Origin of the sequence: Fulvivirga imtechensis AK7 (genome assembly GCF_000331535.1) — a bacterium.
GTDB classification, from domain to species: Bacteria; Bacteroidota; Bacteroidia; order Cytophagales; family Cyclobacteriaceae; genus Fulvivirga; species Fulvivirga imtechensis.
In genome coordinates, this window is record NZ_AMZN01000116.1 from 1 (window position 1) to 16,808 (window position 16,808).

At 39.7% G+C, this 16,808-nt stretch carries 20 protein-coding genes and 1 tRNA gene; 7 read left to right on the forward strand and 14 right to left on the reverse strand.

Annotation, left to right across the window (positions count from 1 at the left end; all coding sequences use genetic code 11):
• Nucleotides 1-25: 25 nt before the first annotated feature.
• The 4 genes from C900_RS25640 to C900_RS30925 all read right to left on the reverse strand — a co-directional run bounded on the left by C900_RS25640 (nucleotide 26) and on the right by C900_RS30925 (nucleotide 2,925).
• A tRNA-Pro gene (locus tag C900_RS25640) sits at nucleotides 26-103 on the reverse strand.
• A gap of 256 nt (nucleotides 104-359) precedes the next feature.
• Complete coding sequence (locus tag C900_RS25645; RefSeq protein ID WP_009583323.1) at nucleotides 360-2,081, reverse strand: DUF4458 domain-containing protein; 1,722 nt, start codon at nucleotides 2,079-2,081, stop codon at nucleotides 360-362.
• Nucleotides 2,082-2,504: 423 nt separating this feature from the next.
• Nucleotides 2,505-2,624 carry a hypothetical protein gene (locus C900_RS30920; protein ID WP_009583325.1) on the reverse strand — a complete coding sequence of 40 codons (120 nt, stop codon included), beginning with the start codon at nucleotides 2,622-2,624 and terminating at the stop codon, nucleotides 2,505-2,507.
• A gap of 16 nt (nucleotides 2,625-2,640) precedes the next feature.
• On the reverse strand, nucleotides 2,641-2,925 hold the full coding sequence (locus tag C900_RS30925; RefSeq protein ID WP_009583326.1) for an endonuclease domain-containing protein: 285 nt from the start codon (nucleotides 2,923-2,925) through the stop codon (nucleotides 2,641-2,643).
• A gap of 270 nt (nucleotides 2,926-3,195) precedes the next feature.
• Here C900_RS30925 and C900_RS25655 point away from each other — a divergent pair, with 270 nt between their 5' ends.
• Nucleotides 3,196-3,519: a hypothetical protein gene (locus C900_RS25655; RefSeq protein WP_009583327.1), complete on the forward strand. Its 324-nt coding sequence runs from the start codon at nucleotides 3,196-3,198 to the stop codon at nucleotides 3,517-3,519.
• Between the two features lie 106 nt (nucleotides 3,520-3,625).
• On the opposite strand, the gene C900_RS25660 is transcribed toward C900_RS25655, so the two are convergent.
• The 10 genes from C900_RS25660 to C900_RS30140 form a co-directional block, all read right to left on the reverse strand.
• Nucleotides 3,626-4,060, reverse strand: a complete 435-nt coding sequence (locus C900_RS25660; RefSeq protein ID WP_009583328.1) for a VOC family protein — start codon at nucleotides 4,058-4,060, stop codon at nucleotides 3,626-3,628.
• A gap of 99 nt (nucleotides 4,061-4,159) precedes the next feature.
• Entirely contained in the window at nucleotides 4,160-4,543 is a 384-nt protein-coding gene (locus tag C900_RS25665) for a hypothetical protein (RefSeq protein ID WP_009583329.1), read from the reverse strand.
• A gap of 27 nt (nucleotides 4,544-4,570) precedes the next feature.
• Entirely contained in the window at nucleotides 4,571-4,966 is a 396-nt protein-coding gene (locus tag C900_RS29010; protein ID WP_051053026.1) for a hypothetical protein, read from the reverse strand.
• A 32-nt stretch (nucleotides 4,967-4,998) separates the two neighbouring features.
• Entirely contained in the window at nucleotides 4,999-5,355 is a 357-nt protein-coding gene (locus C900_RS31090) for a DUF4236 domain-containing protein (protein WP_040497573.1), read from the reverse strand.
• Between the two features lie 120 nt (nucleotides 5,356-5,475).
• On the reverse strand, nucleotides 5,476-6,324 hold the full coding sequence (locus tag C900_RS25680; RefSeq protein WP_009583331.1) for an SPFH domain-containing protein: 849 nt from the start codon (nucleotides 6,322-6,324) through the stop codon (nucleotides 5,476-5,478).
• 4 nt (nucleotides 6,325-6,328) lie between these two features.
• On the reverse strand, nucleotides 6,329-6,760 hold the full coding sequence (locus C900_RS25685; RefSeq protein WP_040497574.1) for a hypothetical protein: 432 nt from the start codon (nucleotides 6,758-6,760) through the stop codon (nucleotides 6,329-6,331).
• Nucleotides 6,761-6,867: 107 nt separating this feature from the next.
• Nucleotides 6,868-8,022, reverse strand: coding sequence for a toll/interleukin-1 receptor domain-containing protein (locus C900_RS29015; protein ID WP_009583333.1), 1,155 nt, complete (start codon nucleotides 8,020-8,022; stop codon nucleotides 6,868-6,870).
• A gap of 88 nt (nucleotides 8,023-8,110) precedes the next feature.
• Nucleotides 8,111-8,827, reverse strand: coding sequence for a response regulator (locus C900_RS25695; protein ID WP_009583334.1), 717 nt, complete (start codon nucleotides 8,825-8,827; stop codon nucleotides 8,111-8,113).
• Nucleotides 8,815-10,596: a tetratricopeptide repeat-containing sensor histidine kinase gene (locus tag C900_RS25700; RefSeq protein WP_009583335.1), complete on the reverse strand. Its 1,782-nt coding sequence runs from the start codon at nucleotides 10,594-10,596 to the stop codon at nucleotides 8,815-8,817. Before C900_RS25700 ends, C900_RS25695 begins: the two co-directional genes overlap by 13 nt.
• 106 nt (nucleotides 10,597-10,702) lie before the next feature.
• Nucleotides 10,703-10,876: a hypothetical protein gene (locus tag C900_RS30140; protein WP_157494231.1), complete on the reverse strand. Its 174-nt coding sequence runs from the start codon at nucleotides 10,874-10,876 to the stop codon at nucleotides 10,703-10,705.
• A 415-nt stretch (nucleotides 10,877-11,291) separates the two neighbouring features.
• On the opposite strand from C900_RS30140, the gene C900_RS25705 reads away from it, so the two are divergent.
• The 6 genes from C900_RS25705 (at nucleotide 11,292) to C900_RS25725 (ending at nucleotide 16,662) form a co-directional block, all read left to right on the forward strand.
• Nucleotides 11,292-12,083: a hypothetical protein gene (locus tag C900_RS25705; protein ID WP_040497575.1), complete on the forward strand. Its 792-nt coding sequence runs from the start codon at nucleotides 11,292-11,294 to the stop codon at nucleotides 12,081-12,083.
• A 372-nt stretch (nucleotides 12,084-12,455) separates the two neighbouring features.
• The gene (locus tag C900_RS25715) at nucleotides 12,456-13,520 is read left to right on the forward strand and encodes a hypothetical protein (RefSeq protein WP_009583339.1); all 1,065 of its coding nucleotides are present in this window, start codon (nucleotides 12,456-12,458) and stop codon (nucleotides 13,518-13,520) included.
• Between the two features lie 98 nt (nucleotides 13,521-13,618).
• On the forward strand, nucleotides 13,619-13,948 hold the full coding sequence (locus tag C900_RS30295; protein ID WP_185114002.1) for a hypothetical protein: 330 nt from the start codon (nucleotides 13,619-13,621) through the stop codon (nucleotides 13,946-13,948).
• Nucleotides 13,949-13,984: 36 nt separating this feature from the next.
• Complete coding sequence (locus C900_RS25720; protein WP_040497577.1) at nucleotides 13,985-14,752, forward strand: hypothetical protein; 768 nt, start codon at nucleotides 13,985-13,987, stop codon at nucleotides 14,750-14,752.
• Nucleotides 14,753-15,115: 363 nt separating this feature from the next.
• A complete protein-coding gene (locus C900_RS30150; RefSeq protein WP_009583343.1) occupies nucleotides 15,116-15,292 on the forward strand; it encodes a hypothetical protein in 177 nt (58 codons plus the stop codon).
• A gap of 107 nt (nucleotides 15,293-15,399) precedes the next feature.
• Entirely contained in the window at nucleotides 15,400-16,662 is a 1,263-nt protein-coding gene (locus tag C900_RS25725) for a tetratricopeptide repeat protein (RefSeq protein WP_009583344.1), read from the forward strand.
• Nucleotides 16,663-16,808 lie beyond the last annotated feature (146 nt).

Sequence of the window (16,808 nt, forward strand, 5' to 3'; positions counted from 1 at the left end):
ACCGTTGCTGATCCTGCTCTTAGTTTGGTCGGGATGACTGGATTCGAACCAGCGGCCCCCACGTCCCTAACGTGGTGCGCTAACCGGACTGCGCCACATCCCGAAAACCGGACTGCAATATTACAGATAATTTTATTTTTGACAGATAGGAATTTTATAATTTTTTGGTTGATGTTTCAATTTTATCCTATCAACACCCTTCGCATATGGAGTTAGGAAAAATGATATATGCAGTACATGGTACTATGTATTGCATATAAAATATGCTTGCATTTAACCCAACCAAACTTAACGCTTCCTCCTCCTGGAGATGTTGTGCCCCTCCAGGAGGAAGGAAACGCTATTTACAGTTTAGTTTTTTATTCCAGTTCCAAGTCTGACAGATCCATGGCATAGAGATGCGTCTCGCCATTATTATCTGCAACTGTTTGAAGTATCAGGACATCACCTGCCATTTCCCGGCCTGATATGGTTGAAAAAGCGTGGAAAACATATTCGGAGACAAATGTATCCAGTAATTGGGCTTCGCATGCTCCAGGACTACAGTTATTGAACTGGATCACCTTGACCTGGTCATTCTCTACCAGGATAAGATTATTTTTATACTCCTCAATGTAAAAACGATTAAACTCAGGATCATATTCATGAATACTATTATCAACAGTCCAACTGGATCCATCCCATAAAACAATAAACCCTCCACCCTCAAAATATGTGTTAAGGAAAAGTTTCCCGGTACCCTTAAAGAAACTATTACCGATATCCATCACATTGGCAGGGATCTCCTCAAAATTTATCCCATCTTCTGTAACATAAAAACCGTCTGAATGGATATTTCCAGGAGCTGTATATAGTCGATCCTCATATGCTACAATTTTGGTATACGGAGATAATTCACTCAACAACTCCCACTCACCGCCTGCAGGTTTGCCATACAATTCGGAACCTATACGTCCATAATACGTGCCGTCAATTTCCGCAAATGTTCTGGGTCCTTCTTCCGGATCATGAGTCCACGTTTCTCCCTGATCGGTAGAAACATAATCGCCCAGGCGTAGGTTGCCAAAAAAATCAACGCGCAGGTAGCCCGTGTGTGCTGCTACAAAAACGGAAGTACCAGGGTTTTGAAGATTACCAATATTCACCTTATACAAGCCATCGTTGGTGGTATAAAGAAGCTTGGAATGGTCACCAGGTGGAACTAATAGTGAAACAATCGTCTCATCGGTGGACAAAATAGGAATAAATTCGGTTTTGCTTTCAAGAATCACCTCAATCGGATCGCCCTCAGTAGCAATCAGCTCTTCGTTGGTGAAAGTTTTTTCATACGGTTCGTAAAACTCCTTGGTGACTTTGATAACAAATGAATCCCACGAATTAAAAGGAATTTCAATTAAATTGTTGCCCGGAGATATCATACCTTCAAATACTATCTCCCGACTGGACGCCTTAGACACTTCAACATAGGCCTCTGTGAGTGCCCAGTGAGGTGAATATTCATAAGCTGAATATTCGTACTCAACAATAAAAGGCTGAATTCTGAATTTCAATGTGTTACGTTCACGAATAGAAAAGGAGACATAACCAAAGCTTTCTACTGGATCTGTTGTGGCATCAACGACCTGAACAGAGATTTCATTAATGCTGTTTGCGGTAACCGAGAAATGGATAGGCAGTGGGTCGTGGACCAGGTTACTGTTATCCGAACCTTCTTTAGGGGTAACATAAATTACATTATTATCTTCATCCACTACCAGGAAATCTGTTATTTCGTACCCCCCGGGCATTAGGCTTACCGGTTTACTGATAAACTTCTGAGTATAGTTTGTTCCTTCTAACTTGTACACTTCAATTTTTTCCATGTTCAGAACGGTCTCCCCGGAGGAGTTTTTTATGGAAATAACTATGGCACGGGCATCGTCAAGGTCAGCCAGTCTTCCATTTTCGGCCAACTGCTCACTGTTAAAGGCAAATTGTACAGGTTGTTCTTGCTGTTCTGTAGGCTCCTCTTCACAAGAGGAGATCGATAATACTATAAGACATGAGTAAAGGAATAATCGGAGTACATGTGTGATCTTCATATGATTTTATTTTGGTTATATGATTTGAAAATGTGAAATGACGAACACAAGGATTCGATCTGTTTTATTAAATGGATTTTTTGCTTATTGATGCCCTGGAATAGGGCAAGGCCAATCAACAGCATGCCGCGTTCGAAATAATATATTATGGCATCAGAGATTGGGAATTAACCAAGGCGATGACTGTCAAATGAGAATTTTGGGAGTCGCTCTAACATGTTATAGCACTGCTACAACACGAACAACTGTTGATACATTTTGTTTATGCTAATCCAAATAGTTTTGGATATTAACAAATATGCAGCGTTGTTACGTTATTAGGAAAAGCTTCAGGGGAGGATAAAGCCGGGGGACTTTAGCAACTATTTTCGGCCACCCCCGCCAGCGGAGGGCAGTGCTAATTAACTGCACGACAAATTTGATTTAGCACTTTCCCCCTTTGGAGGAGGCTAGAGGGAGGTTCTCAATCTCCAGAATTTTTTCATCGATTACCTGAATCACCCTGTTGATGTCATTTAACACTTCTGCATCCTCAAATCGCAATATATGAAAGCCAGCTTCAGACAGAATCCCGGTCTTTTTCCATATCTCTTATCACAGTTTCTTCCCAGGTATGCGTTATCCCATCTACTTCAATGACCAGCCTCAACTCTTTACACATGAAATCAGCTATGAAATTAAATACGGGGCGCTGTCTCCTGAATTGATATCCATTTCTTTGTCTCGACTTCAGTGCGTACTTCCAAAGACAAGCCTCAGCTTTTGTCATCCCATTTCGTAGCTCTTTGGCAAAACCCTTTAGCCCGGCGTTGTAGCCGTAGTAGTTATTTTCATCCGCTTCCATATTTCAATAAAGCGAAAATTGGAGTTCCAAAACAAAAACTGCTCGAAAAGCTCCACCTCCGGCCTTCGGCCACCTCCGCCAGCGGAGGACAGTGCTAATTAACTGCACGACAAATTTGATTTAGCACTTTCCCCCTTTGGAGTGGGCCAGGGGAGGTTTCGAAGACCAAAGTAAGTCACTGTATCAACAGCTTAACTCTTGATGACTACCCCCCGCTGTACCTTTTTTGAAATTCTGCATTATGAGAATAGAATTAATCCAATATTCGTCATGCTAAATATTCTTTACCTGGCTATTACGCTAAACTTCTCATATCCTGATTTTATTTTGATCGCCAATGACAAGGAGGTGAGCCTTGCCACGACAAAAACAATTCTGCTTCCTGAAAATATTGAAGTACGTTCTGACAAATCACTGGTCCTTGAGTTGATGCTTTCTAGCGGAGGAAGGCTTTTATGGTTGAAGGAAAGCAGGACCAACAGGGAGATTCGCATTCCGCAATATGCTCACGTGGAATATCTCGTAGTCAAAATAAAAGAGGAACATAAAACCCATATCTACAGATTAAAACTTTCTGTCAAAGACAACGGGTGAAATCACCTCCACAAGGACCTGCCTCCGGGTGAGTGGAGCTTATTTTGGACCGATACCGATTGTATCTACAAACGCATCAGAACACTCAGCCCAAATCGCTTAGCGTCTAGCTCTCCGCCCTGTAAGTCACCATCCACTGCACGCCAAACTTATCTTTAAACATGCCGAAATACGCGCCCCACGGTGCATCAGCCATAGGCATGCTTACGCTACCACCGGCAGAGAGGCCATTGAACAGCCGGTCGGCTTCTTTTTTGGAGTCGGTATGGATGGAGATGAAGAAGTTGTTGCCCTGATTGACCTTGCCCATGTATTCAGGAACATCACTGCCCATGAGTACGCTGTCGTTGCTAATAGGCAATGCAACATGCAATACCTTGTTTTGATCTTCTTCGGAAACATCTTTATGCCCTTCCATGGGCATGTCTTTATACCGGGTGATGCCACCCATAAACTCCCCTCCGAATACGGACTGGTAGAATGTAAATACCTCTTCTGCATTACCGGAAAAGTGTAGATACGGATTAAGTGTTGTCGCCATAGTGTAGTTTGGTTTTGTTGAGGTATAAAGTTACTGACTGCGGGACAGATTGGTGGTGTGTGAATGCGGCAGATTTGAGGGGTGGGGACGGCAAGTAGATCAGTAAAATTTTTCTTCTTTAAACTTAACCACTTTTGCGTTACTGAGATTGGCATCAAAAATAATTGCCTCAGCATCAGGATGCTGCTCTTTTGCCAACTTTACCATACGTGTCACCAATGGTTTAAAACTGGTATTTTGCACTGTTGTTTTCAATAATCCGCCCACGATTTTACCAAAACCTTTTTCCCCTTTTGTGGCTTCACTATATTGATCAAGCGCATCATTGGAAATATACCCGAGCAGTTCAACATCAACTTTAGGTCTAGATAAAATGAATACATAAAGCCCCTCGACACTTTGAACCTCCACCGCTTCATTTTTCTGAGCTGGCTCACATGATAGGAGCCCAACCGCAAGAATAGAAAACAGGATCTTTTTCATTTTGTAGATTGAGTTAGTTTTTTAGAATTACTGATGTTGCCAACATTGCTGGTTAGCATTTTTGGTAGTACGCTTACACCGTGAGCCGGCTTTTGTGGTAGCTTTACATTGTTTTGCAATAATATCTTTGGCTGGAGCAGACTCCTTTTTCACCTCTGCAGTATCAGGTGAATAAGAACGTACTGATGCCTCTTTTGTGGCTGTACTACTTGGCCTACACACGCTACAAGGTGTGTAACCACGCTCCATAGCTTCAGAAAGTTTAATAGAAGATTTGCTATATTTAAGATATCGACAATCTGCCTTATGGTATTTACTACCGGTTTTGGTAACATAGACAGTTTGCGCCTCTGTTCGGGTAAGCGTACAAGCTGTAACAATAAAAATAATCGTCACAATAAGAGCGTTAATGGAGTACTTCATGGGATTTTGTAATCAATTTAATAAAAAATGAGCTAATTATCACTTTTTCGGAGCGATTTGTACTTGCCCTGGATAAATTCATAGGTCCACCCACATAGGAAAACAATCAGTCTTGCTAAATTGTAGAATACCCACCAACTCAATACTGCGCCACCAATTATCATCAGTATTAACAACCCACTTCCACTCTTTCCCCAGCTCTTACGAAAAGTCAACCCGGGAATACCAGTTTTTATCGAAAAACCGCGACTTCCTACAGAACCAACCTTCGTTCGTTTACTATAGGATACTCCACTTTTGCTAAGGTTGAGGCCTCGACCTTTTCCCAGATTGACTCGTTTTTGGTAGCGCAATGGCATATTATCCAATATAAATCCAAGTGGTTCCATGGTCCTTTCCTTCCTTACAAGGTGGGAATGTCGCTCCACGGTCCATCCTTATAATGTAAAAACGGTGCTTAATACACTTGTACCGACCGGATTTTATGCACGTTTGGCCTGTACTTCCCATTACTTTATCTCGTTATTTTCGGCAGAAATATTAAACATCCCATTAAAGTGAGTTGGCAAAAAAACCTTGTTGCCAGCATTTTTGGTAATTACATCCATTCCTTCTAAATACTTCTGAGAAAGTATAATTTGACCTGCCATAGGACTTCCCACCCTTTCAGATATTTTCTCAAGATATTGCCTTTCAGCTTCGGCTTTAATCTTAAGAGCACCAGCAAGAGCTTCAGCTTTAATTAAAGTAGATTTTGCAAATGCTTCCGCAAGTTTCAATTCAGCGCCCGCCTTTCCCTCCGATTCCGCTAATAATGCTCTGCGTTTTCTCTCCGCAGCCATTTCTTGCATCATTGCTTCTGCTGTTTCATGAGAGTAGTTTATCTCTTGTATTTCTACCCTGGTAAACACAACCCCCCACTTAGCACCTATATTCGACAATTGAGCTGCTATTCTTTTATTAAGCTCTTGCCTCTCTGAAACTACCTGATCTAACTTCAGTTTACCTATGTTTGCTCTTAGCGCATTAAGAGCCAGATCTGATACTGATTTAGGTAGTATGTCCACTTCGTAAACAGCTCTAACAGGATCAACTATTTTCCAGTAAATAGAAGCATCAGCGGTTATAGTTACATTATCCAGCGTTTGACACTGCCTTGGAGGAGTATCTGTCTGCTGTTCTGATAACTCTACGAGAAAATTCTTCTTTACAGCATTTCCTTTCCATTCGGGAAGATGTTTGATAGACTCCAGAAACGGCATGCGAAAAACCAAACCATCTCCTTGTACTCTTGAAAACCTTCCGAAACGCTCAATAATAACCACATGGGATTGGGGGATAGTGTATACTATGCTCATAACATTAAATTATTAATTTGGTTGATATTGTTCCTTTGACTTTTACCTGATCTCCCTCATTAAGATGGCGGCTAGACTCATCGACAAATTGGTATAGCTCATCATCAACCTCGACATAGCTTCTTCTGTCTATTATTTTTATAGTACCAATACAGCCTATCTTTCCTGATATGCCATTTATGTGTTTTTTAGGTGCAATATATTTGTCAGCTACAGCTACAAGTGCTCTTTTCCATATGAAATAATGAAATGAAATGACCACGAACCATGACAGGATCCCAATAATTAATTGGTACAAAAAGGATGCATCAAACTGTATTGCAACTGCAAGAGATAATAAAATATAGGCTATATGAGTTGTGATATCGGATAGGATAAAAACATCTATCAAAATGAGAATAATCGAAACCACAAGTAAAGTCTGTGTTAAAGTCATTTTTTGAAGTCAATTAATTATTCAAAATGACTTTTTTTGAAAGAAGATTTAAATGGCCTTTCCTAACTGTTAGATTTTCTTTCCGAACGATACGTTACAGTTTTCGCTCAATCGTTGCCTGATACCCCTTTAAAAACCCACTCATCTTTTTCCTTTTCAAAAACATAAGTTTCCTTTGGCAAAAAGCCCTTAACAGTCATTCTTTTCTTCTTCATCCAATCAGACCTTTTGGAAAAGGTGAGGTCAACGGAGAGGTATCTGATATTATTTTCATAAGCCACTCTGACAAGATATTTATAGTTTTCAGTAGATTCTTCCTTTTCAACGGCATACTGAATGGGTTGTGTATTTAACAGGGCATATTTTACCTCGATAATGTGTGAACTCGGCTTATAGTCAAACAAATATATGGCAGGAAGATTGAAACCATAATTATTCACGGGTGCAAGTGACTCAACATCTGTATTTAACACCTCGCGAACATTCTTCTTAAAATTCACATCAGTAAAACCATTAGTGAATTCATATTCGTTACGGTATTGCGCCTTTAGATCTTTAAAGCGAGCGTAAAATTTTATTATTTCGTCCATAGTACTAACCCTTCCCTCCGAACTGCTCATTTCCAGCAGGTGATCATTATCAATTTTATCCTGAAAAGCTTTAATCCTCTGCTCAATAGATTGCTCAATAAGTGAATCAGACGGTATATCTCTGTTTAAATAAAAAAAGCTTGAAAAACCGAGGAGCAAAAGCAATATAATACCTATTAACCTTGGGAAACTGAATGATAGTCCAAGGGTTAAGCGGTTGTTTTCGTTTTCTTCACTAGCAGACTTTTTGCTTTTCCTTATCTCGCTAATAAGGGATGCTGCTACTATTTCAATGCCTTTTTCTGATGAAATTCCAAAAGTATCCGCGATAGTAAGGTCCTTGGCTTTCAGATCATCAATGGTCACATTGTGTAGTACGGGAAGTATCACCTTCTGGCCAGCACGCTCTTTGGCCATGAGCGAATAGAGCTCTCTTATCGTCCATGTTTTGGATAGATAGTAAGGGCTAAAAATGACTATACCGAATCTTGACTGATCTAGGCCCTTTTGAATGGATTTTTCGATTCTGTCTCCGATGCCAAGTTCATTACCGGAGTACCATATTTTTAAACCTGCCTGTTTTAATAACTCACACAGATCATTGGCAATACTCATCTTATCTTCTACAGCATGAGAAATAAAAACATCATACTTATATGTGTTTGAGTTCATGTGATATTGTTTAAAAGCCATCTATTTACAACTGGATGCTCACATGGTCAAAATCTTTTTCCGTATACCCACAGTATTTTTCCAAAGACTATTTCACTAGTTTTAGCTGGTTCAAAATATCATCTCTATATTCCTTGCTCATTTGCACACTTTTGTCTCCGAGTTTAAGCACATTCCCATCAATGGCAGTTATCCTGTTGAGGTTTACAACATATGACCGGTGTACTCTTAAGAAAGCCGGGTGATCTATCTGTTCATAAATATTTTTCATATTGCTGGAGAATGTAAATAGCTTATCCTTTGTAATCACTTGGCTATAGGCTCTATCGGCTTGAAGGTATAGAATATCATCATAAGCAATTTTGACAAACTGCTGATTCTCTTTTAGAAACACATAGTCTTTATTCAAAGATCTTTTTTGCACTCCCGACTTCATATTGTTATAAGAAGCTATTTCTATTGCCCTAATGAGGTCTCTCTCCTGAAATGGTTTGGATAGATAGTTGACTGGCAGTGTCTTTTTGGCCCTTTCAACCAGTTTATCATCAGTATGATCACTCAGGTAAATAACAGGAATGGAATACTGCTCTTTGATGATGTTAGCAGTTGATATACCATCCATAGCACCGGCCAATTCAATGTCCATTAGTATCAGATCAGCCTGAGTTGTTTCCAGAAGTTTTAGTGCTTCTTCTCCAGAAACACATATATCCAATACTTCTATGCCATTATCTTCCAGCTTACCGGCTATATCCTGCGCGATCAATAGTTGGTCTTCAACAATTAGCATTTTTATTTTTTCCATAGAGGGTTATTTTTAATGGGTACTTCTATTATCGTTGCAAAGCCATCACCAGCATCCCTGCTGATAGTCGCCTTTAGCTGTTTAACCAGGGTATCTACTATTTGCAATCCTAAAGACCCTGTTCTCAGGCTGGTGCCATTCTCGGAAAACCCAGGGCCATTATCCTTAACTACCAATTGAAGTTTTTTGTATTCAATGAAAGATATATGAATTAGTAATTGAGGGGCTTTCTGTCGAGGAAACGTATATTTAAAGGCATTACTAACCAGTTCATTAGTTATTAATCCTAAGGGTATTACCAAGTCTACATCAAGCTCAGCATCCACCACATCTGCCTGAACCTGTTGCTTATATGCTTCCAATCCATAGGCTTGCCTGAGGTATTCTATAATGTCGTTGATATAATCTCTTATGTTTAATTGCGTATACTGCTGCGAACTGTTTATTTTCTGATGGATCAGCGCCATCGCATTAATGCGGCTTTCACCGCTTTTGATTGCAGCAATCGCCTTTGCATCCTCTAACGTCCTTGTTTGCAGGCTTAACAGACTAGAAAGTATTTGTAGATTGTTTTTTATCCTGTGTTGCACCTCTTTCATCAATGTTTCTATTTTCCGCTTATTACGGTTTTCTCTCTTGAGGCGCTGATACACTAATATTACTGTGGCTGCAATGAATAAAAGACCTATTAAAAGTACCACAATCCATGCTTGTCTCAACTCGATCGCGGCTTGCTGCAATTCCTTGTCCTGCTCCAGAATTGATATTTCCTGCTGCTTTTTCTCTGTTTCATACCTCACCTGCATTTCCGCCAGCTTCTCAACCTTCTCTTTATTCATGAGACTATCTTTCAGCGAGATATATTCATCATACAGAGCGGACAATTTAGAGTCAGGGCCAGAAAGTTTCAGAAGCGCAATCCGAAACTCCAGGTTTTCGACCATCAGGTCGAGTGTGCCTATTTCCCTGGTGATGATCTCTGCACGCTGCAGATAACCAGTAGCCTTTTGTGGTTGATCTAGCGCTACATACAGTCTGCCAAGCTGGTTAAGTGTATAAACCATACTCTTTTTGCTACCCGCTTCCTCTTTTATAGCCAGAGCCTCGAGTAAGTTGTTTTCCGCTTCTTTGTAGTTATAGAGATCTATTTCAATAATTCCCAAATTACTCAACGTCAGTCCCATACTTCCACGATTCTGCAATGCTCTATTCAGTTCAAGAGATCTGGTGAAATAAGTTTTAGCGCTTTTATGGTTTCCCGTGGTCAGGTATAAATTTCCCAGGTTATTGAGGTTCCTCGCTTCCAGGATTTTTGCATTTTTGGCATCCATATCTTTCAGCCGGTCGTCCAGTTTAAAATAATACTCCTCAGCTTTTAAGTGGTCATTCGTACTACGATAGACTGATGCGATTGTGGTATAGCACGAGAAATAATTATCTAACCATAAGGAATGATCTTCACAGCAACTTTCCAGTTGATGGGCCGCTTTATATAGCCTATCTAACGCTCTATCGTACTGCGACATATCACGATAAGCTTTGCCAATATTAATCTCATTTGTTAATACCCTGACGGTATCATTTTCAGTAGCAAATAGTGCTGCTGATTTTTCATAATAAATAATGCTGCTATCGTACTCACCAGAGTGGTGAAAGTGCATAGCCATGTCATTGTATTTCTGCGCGGTACTTTTTTCCAGCTCCTGGTTATTTTGAGCTGAGGCTAAGGCAACCAACAACAGTAAAATAAATGTAGCCCTGATGCTCACGTTTCATAGTTTACTGTAGACAAAATTTAATTTAATAAATATTCCGTAATAAAGATAAAGCCGCCCTCTTAAAAGGACGGCTTTATAGCCAACCATGTAATAAAACTTAGTTTATTTCATGATGAAAGTACACCGCATTGTTCTTTGACGAGTCTGTAGATATAGGTGGATCATCATCTTCTCCACCGCCTCCCAAAGGAGAAATGTTCTCGTCATTGCAACTCATGGCCAACAGACCAAACACAAATACTACTAAAAATAAATATTTAAACTTTTTCATGTCATTAAAAATTTTTGTTGAAGAATTGGCTGCAGGCGTGCTTTTGGAATGGCAATAGGAGTCCTGTGTTGGAATGAGCTACTCATTCAATTAACTGTTATTCAATACATTACCATTTCAGTTAGCGGCCCAAGCCGTTAAAGTGATGGGGTGGACCTTATTGACTTCCGGCTGTTTCCACCTCCCATCATGGGCAGATTCAGCAGGTCATCAGCTTAGACCCGGTGTGGATGCTGTTCGCGAGGCAGCTATCCGGTGTGATCGATCTTGTTCAGTTATTGATCAATGAACAATACAAAGTTGGAAGATTAAGAGGGGCTATTTTACCGGCACAAATCCTATGTTTTCCAGCGGTTTACTTTTAGTTTCCTTTGGTTTTCCTATATTGAAATGGCTAAAAAAGATATTCCTAAGAATGGCTAAAAAGGTTAAAATTGAACATATCGACTTGCTTCTGCAGACTCTTGCCACAGCAACAGGGCAATCACGGGATCATTATGGATTTGGAATAATGAGTGAAAGAGTTGGCGGTACAATCACAAAAAAATATCTGTATGAAAGTCTACAAAAGCAGATGGAAAAAGCCGCAAAGCAAGAGGTGATGGTTCTATCTCTTATGCCAAATAAATTGGATGAGATTGCCAAATACATGGGGTATGGTGATTTTGATAAAATGATAGAGCATTTGGAAAGCCCGATTGATCCAACCTTGCTTTCCTGTACAGGAACCTATTATTCCTACGTCAGAAGAAGCATACCCACAGGGGCTGTATATCAATCACCAGTACAAATCACACAAGAGTCGGGTAAGATTATGTTTATATTAAAAGGACCCGACAGAAGCTATAGAGGAGAACTTACCTTGAGCAAAGGCTGTCTTTTTTGTTTAATGCAATCAGAAGATGGAAAAAGCTTCTATCATGTATATCGTATTGCAGGGGTGACCAGCCCAAAGGTTTTGCAGGGCGTATTTTCGGGAATACTCACAGGTCAGGAACCTATAGCGGGACGTACTGTACTGATCCGTAAAGAGGAAAAATTTGAGGAGATGAAAAATGAAGAGATTCCGGTTGATGAACTTGAAAAATCAGGAGATAAGGAAAAGCAATACCTGGCCATTTATTTTAAAGAATTCAGCAAAAACAATTTGCAGATCAATAAGTCCATAACGTATCGAATTGACGATTTAAGCCTGGAACAACATTAACTTACTAAACCCGGAAAGTAAATACTTCCATTCGGAAAGTTTATTAGCATACCTCGCCTCTTACATTTTACTTGTTCCTCAAAATTCATTTCTAACAAAACAATTATCATCATGGACAGGTATTGGGTAAATCACCGAACAGACACAAATCCTAACAACGATCACGAGGTACACAAAGAAAGATGCAGTAAAATGCCCTCGGATAAAACTTATCTGGGAGAACATCCTGATTGCCACAGTGCTGTTAGAAAGGCCCGTACATATTACTCTAATGTAGATGGTTGCTCCAATTGCTGCCCGTTGTGCCACAATGGCTAAGCCATCGCGTCTTTTGGAGCCCTGATCAATTTTTACACCAAAAATTTTATCGAGATGAAAATGCATTATGTGGCTTTAATTGTTCTGTTTTCAGCAATAAATCCATTGATAGGACAGGATAACATTGTTCTATCAGAAGGAACCCTGAAAGTTGGAGGTCTTTCCGAAGATAGATTCTATTTTGGTTTGTCAGAAGGTGATGCTTTGGTATTTAATATTGAAGAAGTCAAAGGCAAGAAAATTAGGGAAATTGAAATACTAGAGTACCCGGATAATTCAAAATTTTATGAATTCGAGGAGGATCAAATTAAAGATAAATCTATTACTATACTGAATACCGGAATTTATATGCTAAGGCTTAAAAATTCGGCATTAGGCGCAAGGATTTGTAGATATAAACTCACAAGAATTCCTGGTAATCCAAGTAAAAAGTTTAATTCTACTGTTTTTTGGGAAACTAAAAATGACACCACCTATTATACTATTGAAGAAGACTATTTGATATCTAAAGATACGGCCGTCATTAATGTTGTTCCACACAAAGTAGAACGCGTGCATTCTCTTATGGCAACAAATGGTTTATTAAATAAAACCACCATACAAGTCACCCTCCCAAATAACACCATTAGCTGGTCATACTATTTGGGTGTAGGAGAAGATGCTGAAACAATTTTTTCGGAGGCTGAGGAAAAAGCAGTTAAACGTAAGCAGCAGTTAAAAGCCTCCTCAAAGTTGATGAATGCCTTGGCAGGGCTGGATTTCACTGGTTCAACTGCACTCGCCAGTCTTGCTTTGGATGGGTTCGCAGAATTTGGTGCACCTAATAAGGCAGACAATATCCAGTATTGGTTTATTCCAGACTATGATAACTCACAGCTATTTATGAACGGCAATGACTTTTATCAATTTGATAAAGGAAATGGACCTCTGGTTTACAAGAGAATGGAACAACCCAATTCTGGTACATTCTATATTGGCTTGTTCAATGATAATGTAACCGAAGGAATTGACGTACATATTCGTATTTCCGCAGTGACAGTAACAGAAAATTGGGGAAAGCAACCAGTGCAAAGATATAATGTTAAAATCTGGAAAGAACCTTATCTTAAGGCCTATTGAATTGAATAACCAGCGCCTCGGAAACCAAATCCATTCCTTCGGAAAACTAATTATAAAAAAGCTCTTCCCGGGTCTTACTTACCTGAAAAAGAAGAGCTATGACACGAATTTTCCTAAGTATCATTTTAATGATAGCCGCCTGGCAACTGTCCGGCTGCGATGCTGATAATGACACCCCCTGCCCAGACTCCAATTGCGCGGATTATGCTACTCAACAAGAGGCCCAGGCAGCCTATGATGCCGACCCGAAGTGCCGTGGCGATTTAGATTCTGATAACGATGGCAAAGCGTGTGAGCACCTGCCCTCCGGCTCTGGAAACATCGGGTGTCCCTCTACTTCAAATTGTGGGTGTTCGGGAAAAAACAAGAATGAATGCGGTGGTCATTGCTGCCAGTGGGTTGTAGGGAGTGGGTGTCGGTGTAGTTAATGCGACAATGAAATTTTGAATCCAATAATTATAAAGATGAAACAAATTACAACTTACTATTTGGTTGCTTTGATCACGTTATTAGCTTCTTGCTTAAGCAACTATGAGACAGGAATCGACCATTTTAATAATAACGAATACGAAGAAGCTTTAACCTACCTGCAAAAGGTGGAAACAACCGATGAAAAGTACGAATTAGCACAGAATAAAATAAAAGAAATTGACAGTATACTCACCAGAAATAGCGTTGAAAATGCTCGATTAGATAGCATTGAACGAGCCGAAGCCATACAAAAGGAGCTGACTAGGTTTAAGAATCAGCTAAAAGGAGAAATTGAAAGTACAAACAGCTTCGATGGCAGCACTTATAGAAACAGTGTTACATCCGTGCAAATGGAAATTGTACTCTTCGGTGCCTGGGCCAAAATTATCAATGACGCAGAGAAGCACAGCGATAAAGAAATAAACCAGCTTGGGAAAACATTGAAAAGGAAGGTTATTTCTATTCAAAAAGCCGAATTTCCAAAGCTGCGAAAAAATTATAGTGAAGTTTTAAGCCAAAAGCTGTGGACTGAAAATATTAAAGTAAAAACAAAAGGAAGAGGACATTCGGTACTGGAATTTGAAGGGGCCATATTTGCTAATAATAAGAACAAACAGGATACGCAACAGACACTCAGTGAGGCTCTTGGACTTCTACGTTTTAAACAAGTAAACTATAAATGGTATAAATATGATGATGAGTATACCTACTATACATTAAGGACCAAAGCTGACTACGAAATGGTTGACTTTCAGAACTAAAATTGTCTTGGAAACCCGCTCTTCCACCACCTTTCACCTCACTCCCAACCCACTATCCCCCCACTTCCATGTGAGAAAAACTCATAAAAAGCACAAAACCTGCTGATTTTCTGCAAATAAGAGTATGGCTTACATGCCGTGCAGTTCAATTTCACTGTGGGTTTGACTCTTATGACAACGTTATAATTTTGAAATAAAACCCATTATGAATCAGGGGATTACGAGTTGCAACGCCAGATAATCCTGCATTTGATAAGAACCTGTCATGCGTTATAAACCCCATAAGACTGCCAAAACGCGTGCCATTAAATTTTTTAATTTACGGCATTCTTAAATTATTAAAAAATAAAAACGACTGAAGCTATGAAAAAAATACTATCACTACTCTGCATAATAGGATTATTTGTTGCAACATCTGCCTGTACTGATCCAAATGAAGATATTCTGTATGACATAAATAAGAAGCTTCAGACAGGAGAGGCTGCTGGAGGCACTGACGCGGCCGGCACTACAGATGACCCCCCTCCCGCAGGAAACTAAGCCATCCTATCTTGAATGTAAGGTTTTAGCCAATAATGGGGGGAGTACATTCCTCCATTTTTGTTTAATTTACAATTCAACCCAAATGTTGCGCTAAAACCACAACCATGTCTAAGAATGTTATCTTTCTAATACTTCTTTTCATAAGTCTCGATGGCTTTGCTCAGGATATCAATGAACTCTACGATGAAGCACGTAAGTCAGGCAACTTAGAAATAGCGGAAAAAGTAAAAGAGGTAGCCATAAAAGTGAATGATACACGGGTATTGGCCAATACTTACTACCTCATCGCCTATATCCACCGTAAGAATGAAAATTTTTATGATGCCGTTCTCAATTACTTTAAAGCGATCGAACTATACCGAGAATTAGATGACAAAAAAAACCTTTCAAGTGTACTAATGAATATTGGTAACATTTATACTTCAAGCGGCTTTAAGGATCTTTCCTTAAAATATTTTGCCGATGCAGTCAGTTTACGGCAAAATAACCATGATTCAAGCGGTTTGGTATACACCTATCGCAATATAGGAAGTGTATATTTAGACACTCATCAACTGGATAGTGCCCGTTCTGCTTATGGCAAAAGTCTTCAAATAGCCAACGCTATAAATGACAAAACTGGAGCAGCAATAGCTTATAATGCGCTAGGAACAATATTTGAAGACAAAGGGCAACATCAGAAGGCGCGAGAATACTATAAGCTTGCACTCGACACTGATAATAGTATTTCGATGCAGGCAAGGGTGCTTAATAACGTTGGATACAGTCACATGCAAGAAGGAAACCCCCAGCTTGCAATGGAGTATTTTGATAAGGCATTACAATTAAAAGCAGATGATATCGAAGGAAGAACATTTTCAATTCTCTATGCAAATCTTGCCTCTATTTATGAGCCTAAGTTCCCAGACTCAGCTCTCTATTTTTACGAAAAGAGTTTTTCATACCTTAAAGATCAAACTATTACTCTTGGCGCGGACTACTTTCAAACCTGTTACAAACTGGAAGGCTTGTACAAAGCAAAAAATGATTTTACCAAAGCTGATCATTACGAACAGCTCCAATACGAATTTGGCACCAACATGATGAAGCTCCAGGATGAGCTGAAATCGCTCAACATGCAGTATCAGGTAGAGGCAGCAACCTGGAGAACTAAAAGTGATCAACAGGCAGCCGAACTGCAAGAGCAAAATGCTCTACTACGACTCATCATTTTATTACTGGTGCTGTTCTTTACCGGAGCACTGATCTTCCTTTGCCTCTACTACAGAAGTAGAAAACAAAATGCTTTTGTCTATGAAAGACTGACAGAAGCTTACGAGCCATTGAATGCCTTTTTGGAATCCAAAGGGGCAGGGCGGGCGAATTGATGTCTGCCAGATTAAACCCATACATACAGTGCAAATGAATTGCATTCCTGATCCTTCCCAAATGCGGTAGTACAAAAATAATACAGATTATCAGGTATTTATGCATTTCGCTATTCAACTAGTTCAATAACCAACATGTAACCTTA

Bases quoted from the DNA above. Each gene is read 5' to 3' on its own strand.
- C900_RS25705 (WP_040497575.1), top strand. From the start codon at position 11,292: ATGGCTAAAAAGGTTAAAATTGAACATATCGACTTGCTTCTGCAGACT.
- C900_RS25720 (WP_040497577.1), top strand. From the start codon at position 13,985: ATGAAACAAATTACAACTTACTATTTGGTTGCTTTGATCACGTTATTA.
- C900_RS30140 (WP_157494231.1), bottom strand. From the start codon at position 10,876: ATGAAAAAGTTTAAATATTTATTTTTAGTAGTATTTGTGTTTGGTCTG.
- C900_RS25715 (WP_009583339.1), top strand. From the start codon at position 12,456: ATGAAAATGCATTATGTGGCTTTAATTGTTCTGTTTTCAGCAATAAAT.
- C900_RS25685 (WP_040497574.1), bottom strand. From the start codon at position 6,760: ATGACTTTAACACAGACTTTACTTGTGGTTTCGATTATTCTCATTTTG.
- C900_RS25665 (WP_009583329.1), bottom strand. From the start codon at position 4,543: ATGAAAAAGATCCTGTTTTCTATTCTTGCGGTTGGGCTCCTATCATGT.
- C900_RS25695 (WP_009583334.1), bottom strand. From the start codon at position 8,827: ATGGAAAAAATAAAAATGCTAATTGTTGAAGACCAACTATTGATCGCG.
- C900_RS25680 (WP_009583331.1), bottom strand. From the start codon at position 6,324: ATGAGCATAGTATACACTATCCCCCAATCCCATGTGGTTATTATTGAG.
- C900_RS29010 (WP_051053026.1), bottom strand. From the start codon at position 4,966: ATGAAGTACTCCATTAACGCTCTTATTGTGACGATTATTTTTATTGTT.
- C900_RS25660 (WP_009583328.1), bottom strand. From the start codon at position 4,060: ATGGCGACAACACTTAATCCGTATCTACACTTTTCCGGTAATGCAGAA.
- C900_RS30150 (WP_009583343.1), top strand. From the start codon at position 15,116: ATGAAAAAAATACTATCACTACTCTGCATAATAGGATTATTTGTTGCA.
- C900_RS30295 (WP_185114002.1), top strand. From the start codon at position 13,619: ATGACACGAATTTTCCTAAGTATCATTTTAATGATAGCCGCCTGGCAA.
- C900_RS25645 (WP_009583323.1), bottom strand. From the start codon at position 2,081: ATGAAGATCACACATGTACTCCGATTATTCCTTTACTCATGTCTTATA.
- C900_RS25655 (WP_009583327.1), top strand. From the start codon at position 3,196: ATGCTAAATATTCTTTACCTGGCTATTACGCTAAACTTCTCATATCCT.
- C900_RS29015 (WP_009583333.1), bottom strand. From the start codon at position 8,022: ATGAACTCAAACACATATAAGTATGATGTTTTTATTTCTCATGCTGTA.
- C900_RS30925 (WP_009583326.1), bottom strand. From the start codon at position 2,925: ATGGAAGCGGATGAAAATAACTACTACGGCTACAACGCCGGGCTAAAG.
- C900_RS31090 (WP_040497573.1), bottom strand. From the start codon at position 5,355: ATGGAACCACTTGGATTTATATTGGATAATATGCCATTGCGCTACCAA.
- C900_RS25725 (WP_009583344.1), top strand. From the start codon at position 15,400: ATGTCTAAGAATGTTATCTTTCTAATACTTCTTTTCATAAGTCTCGAT.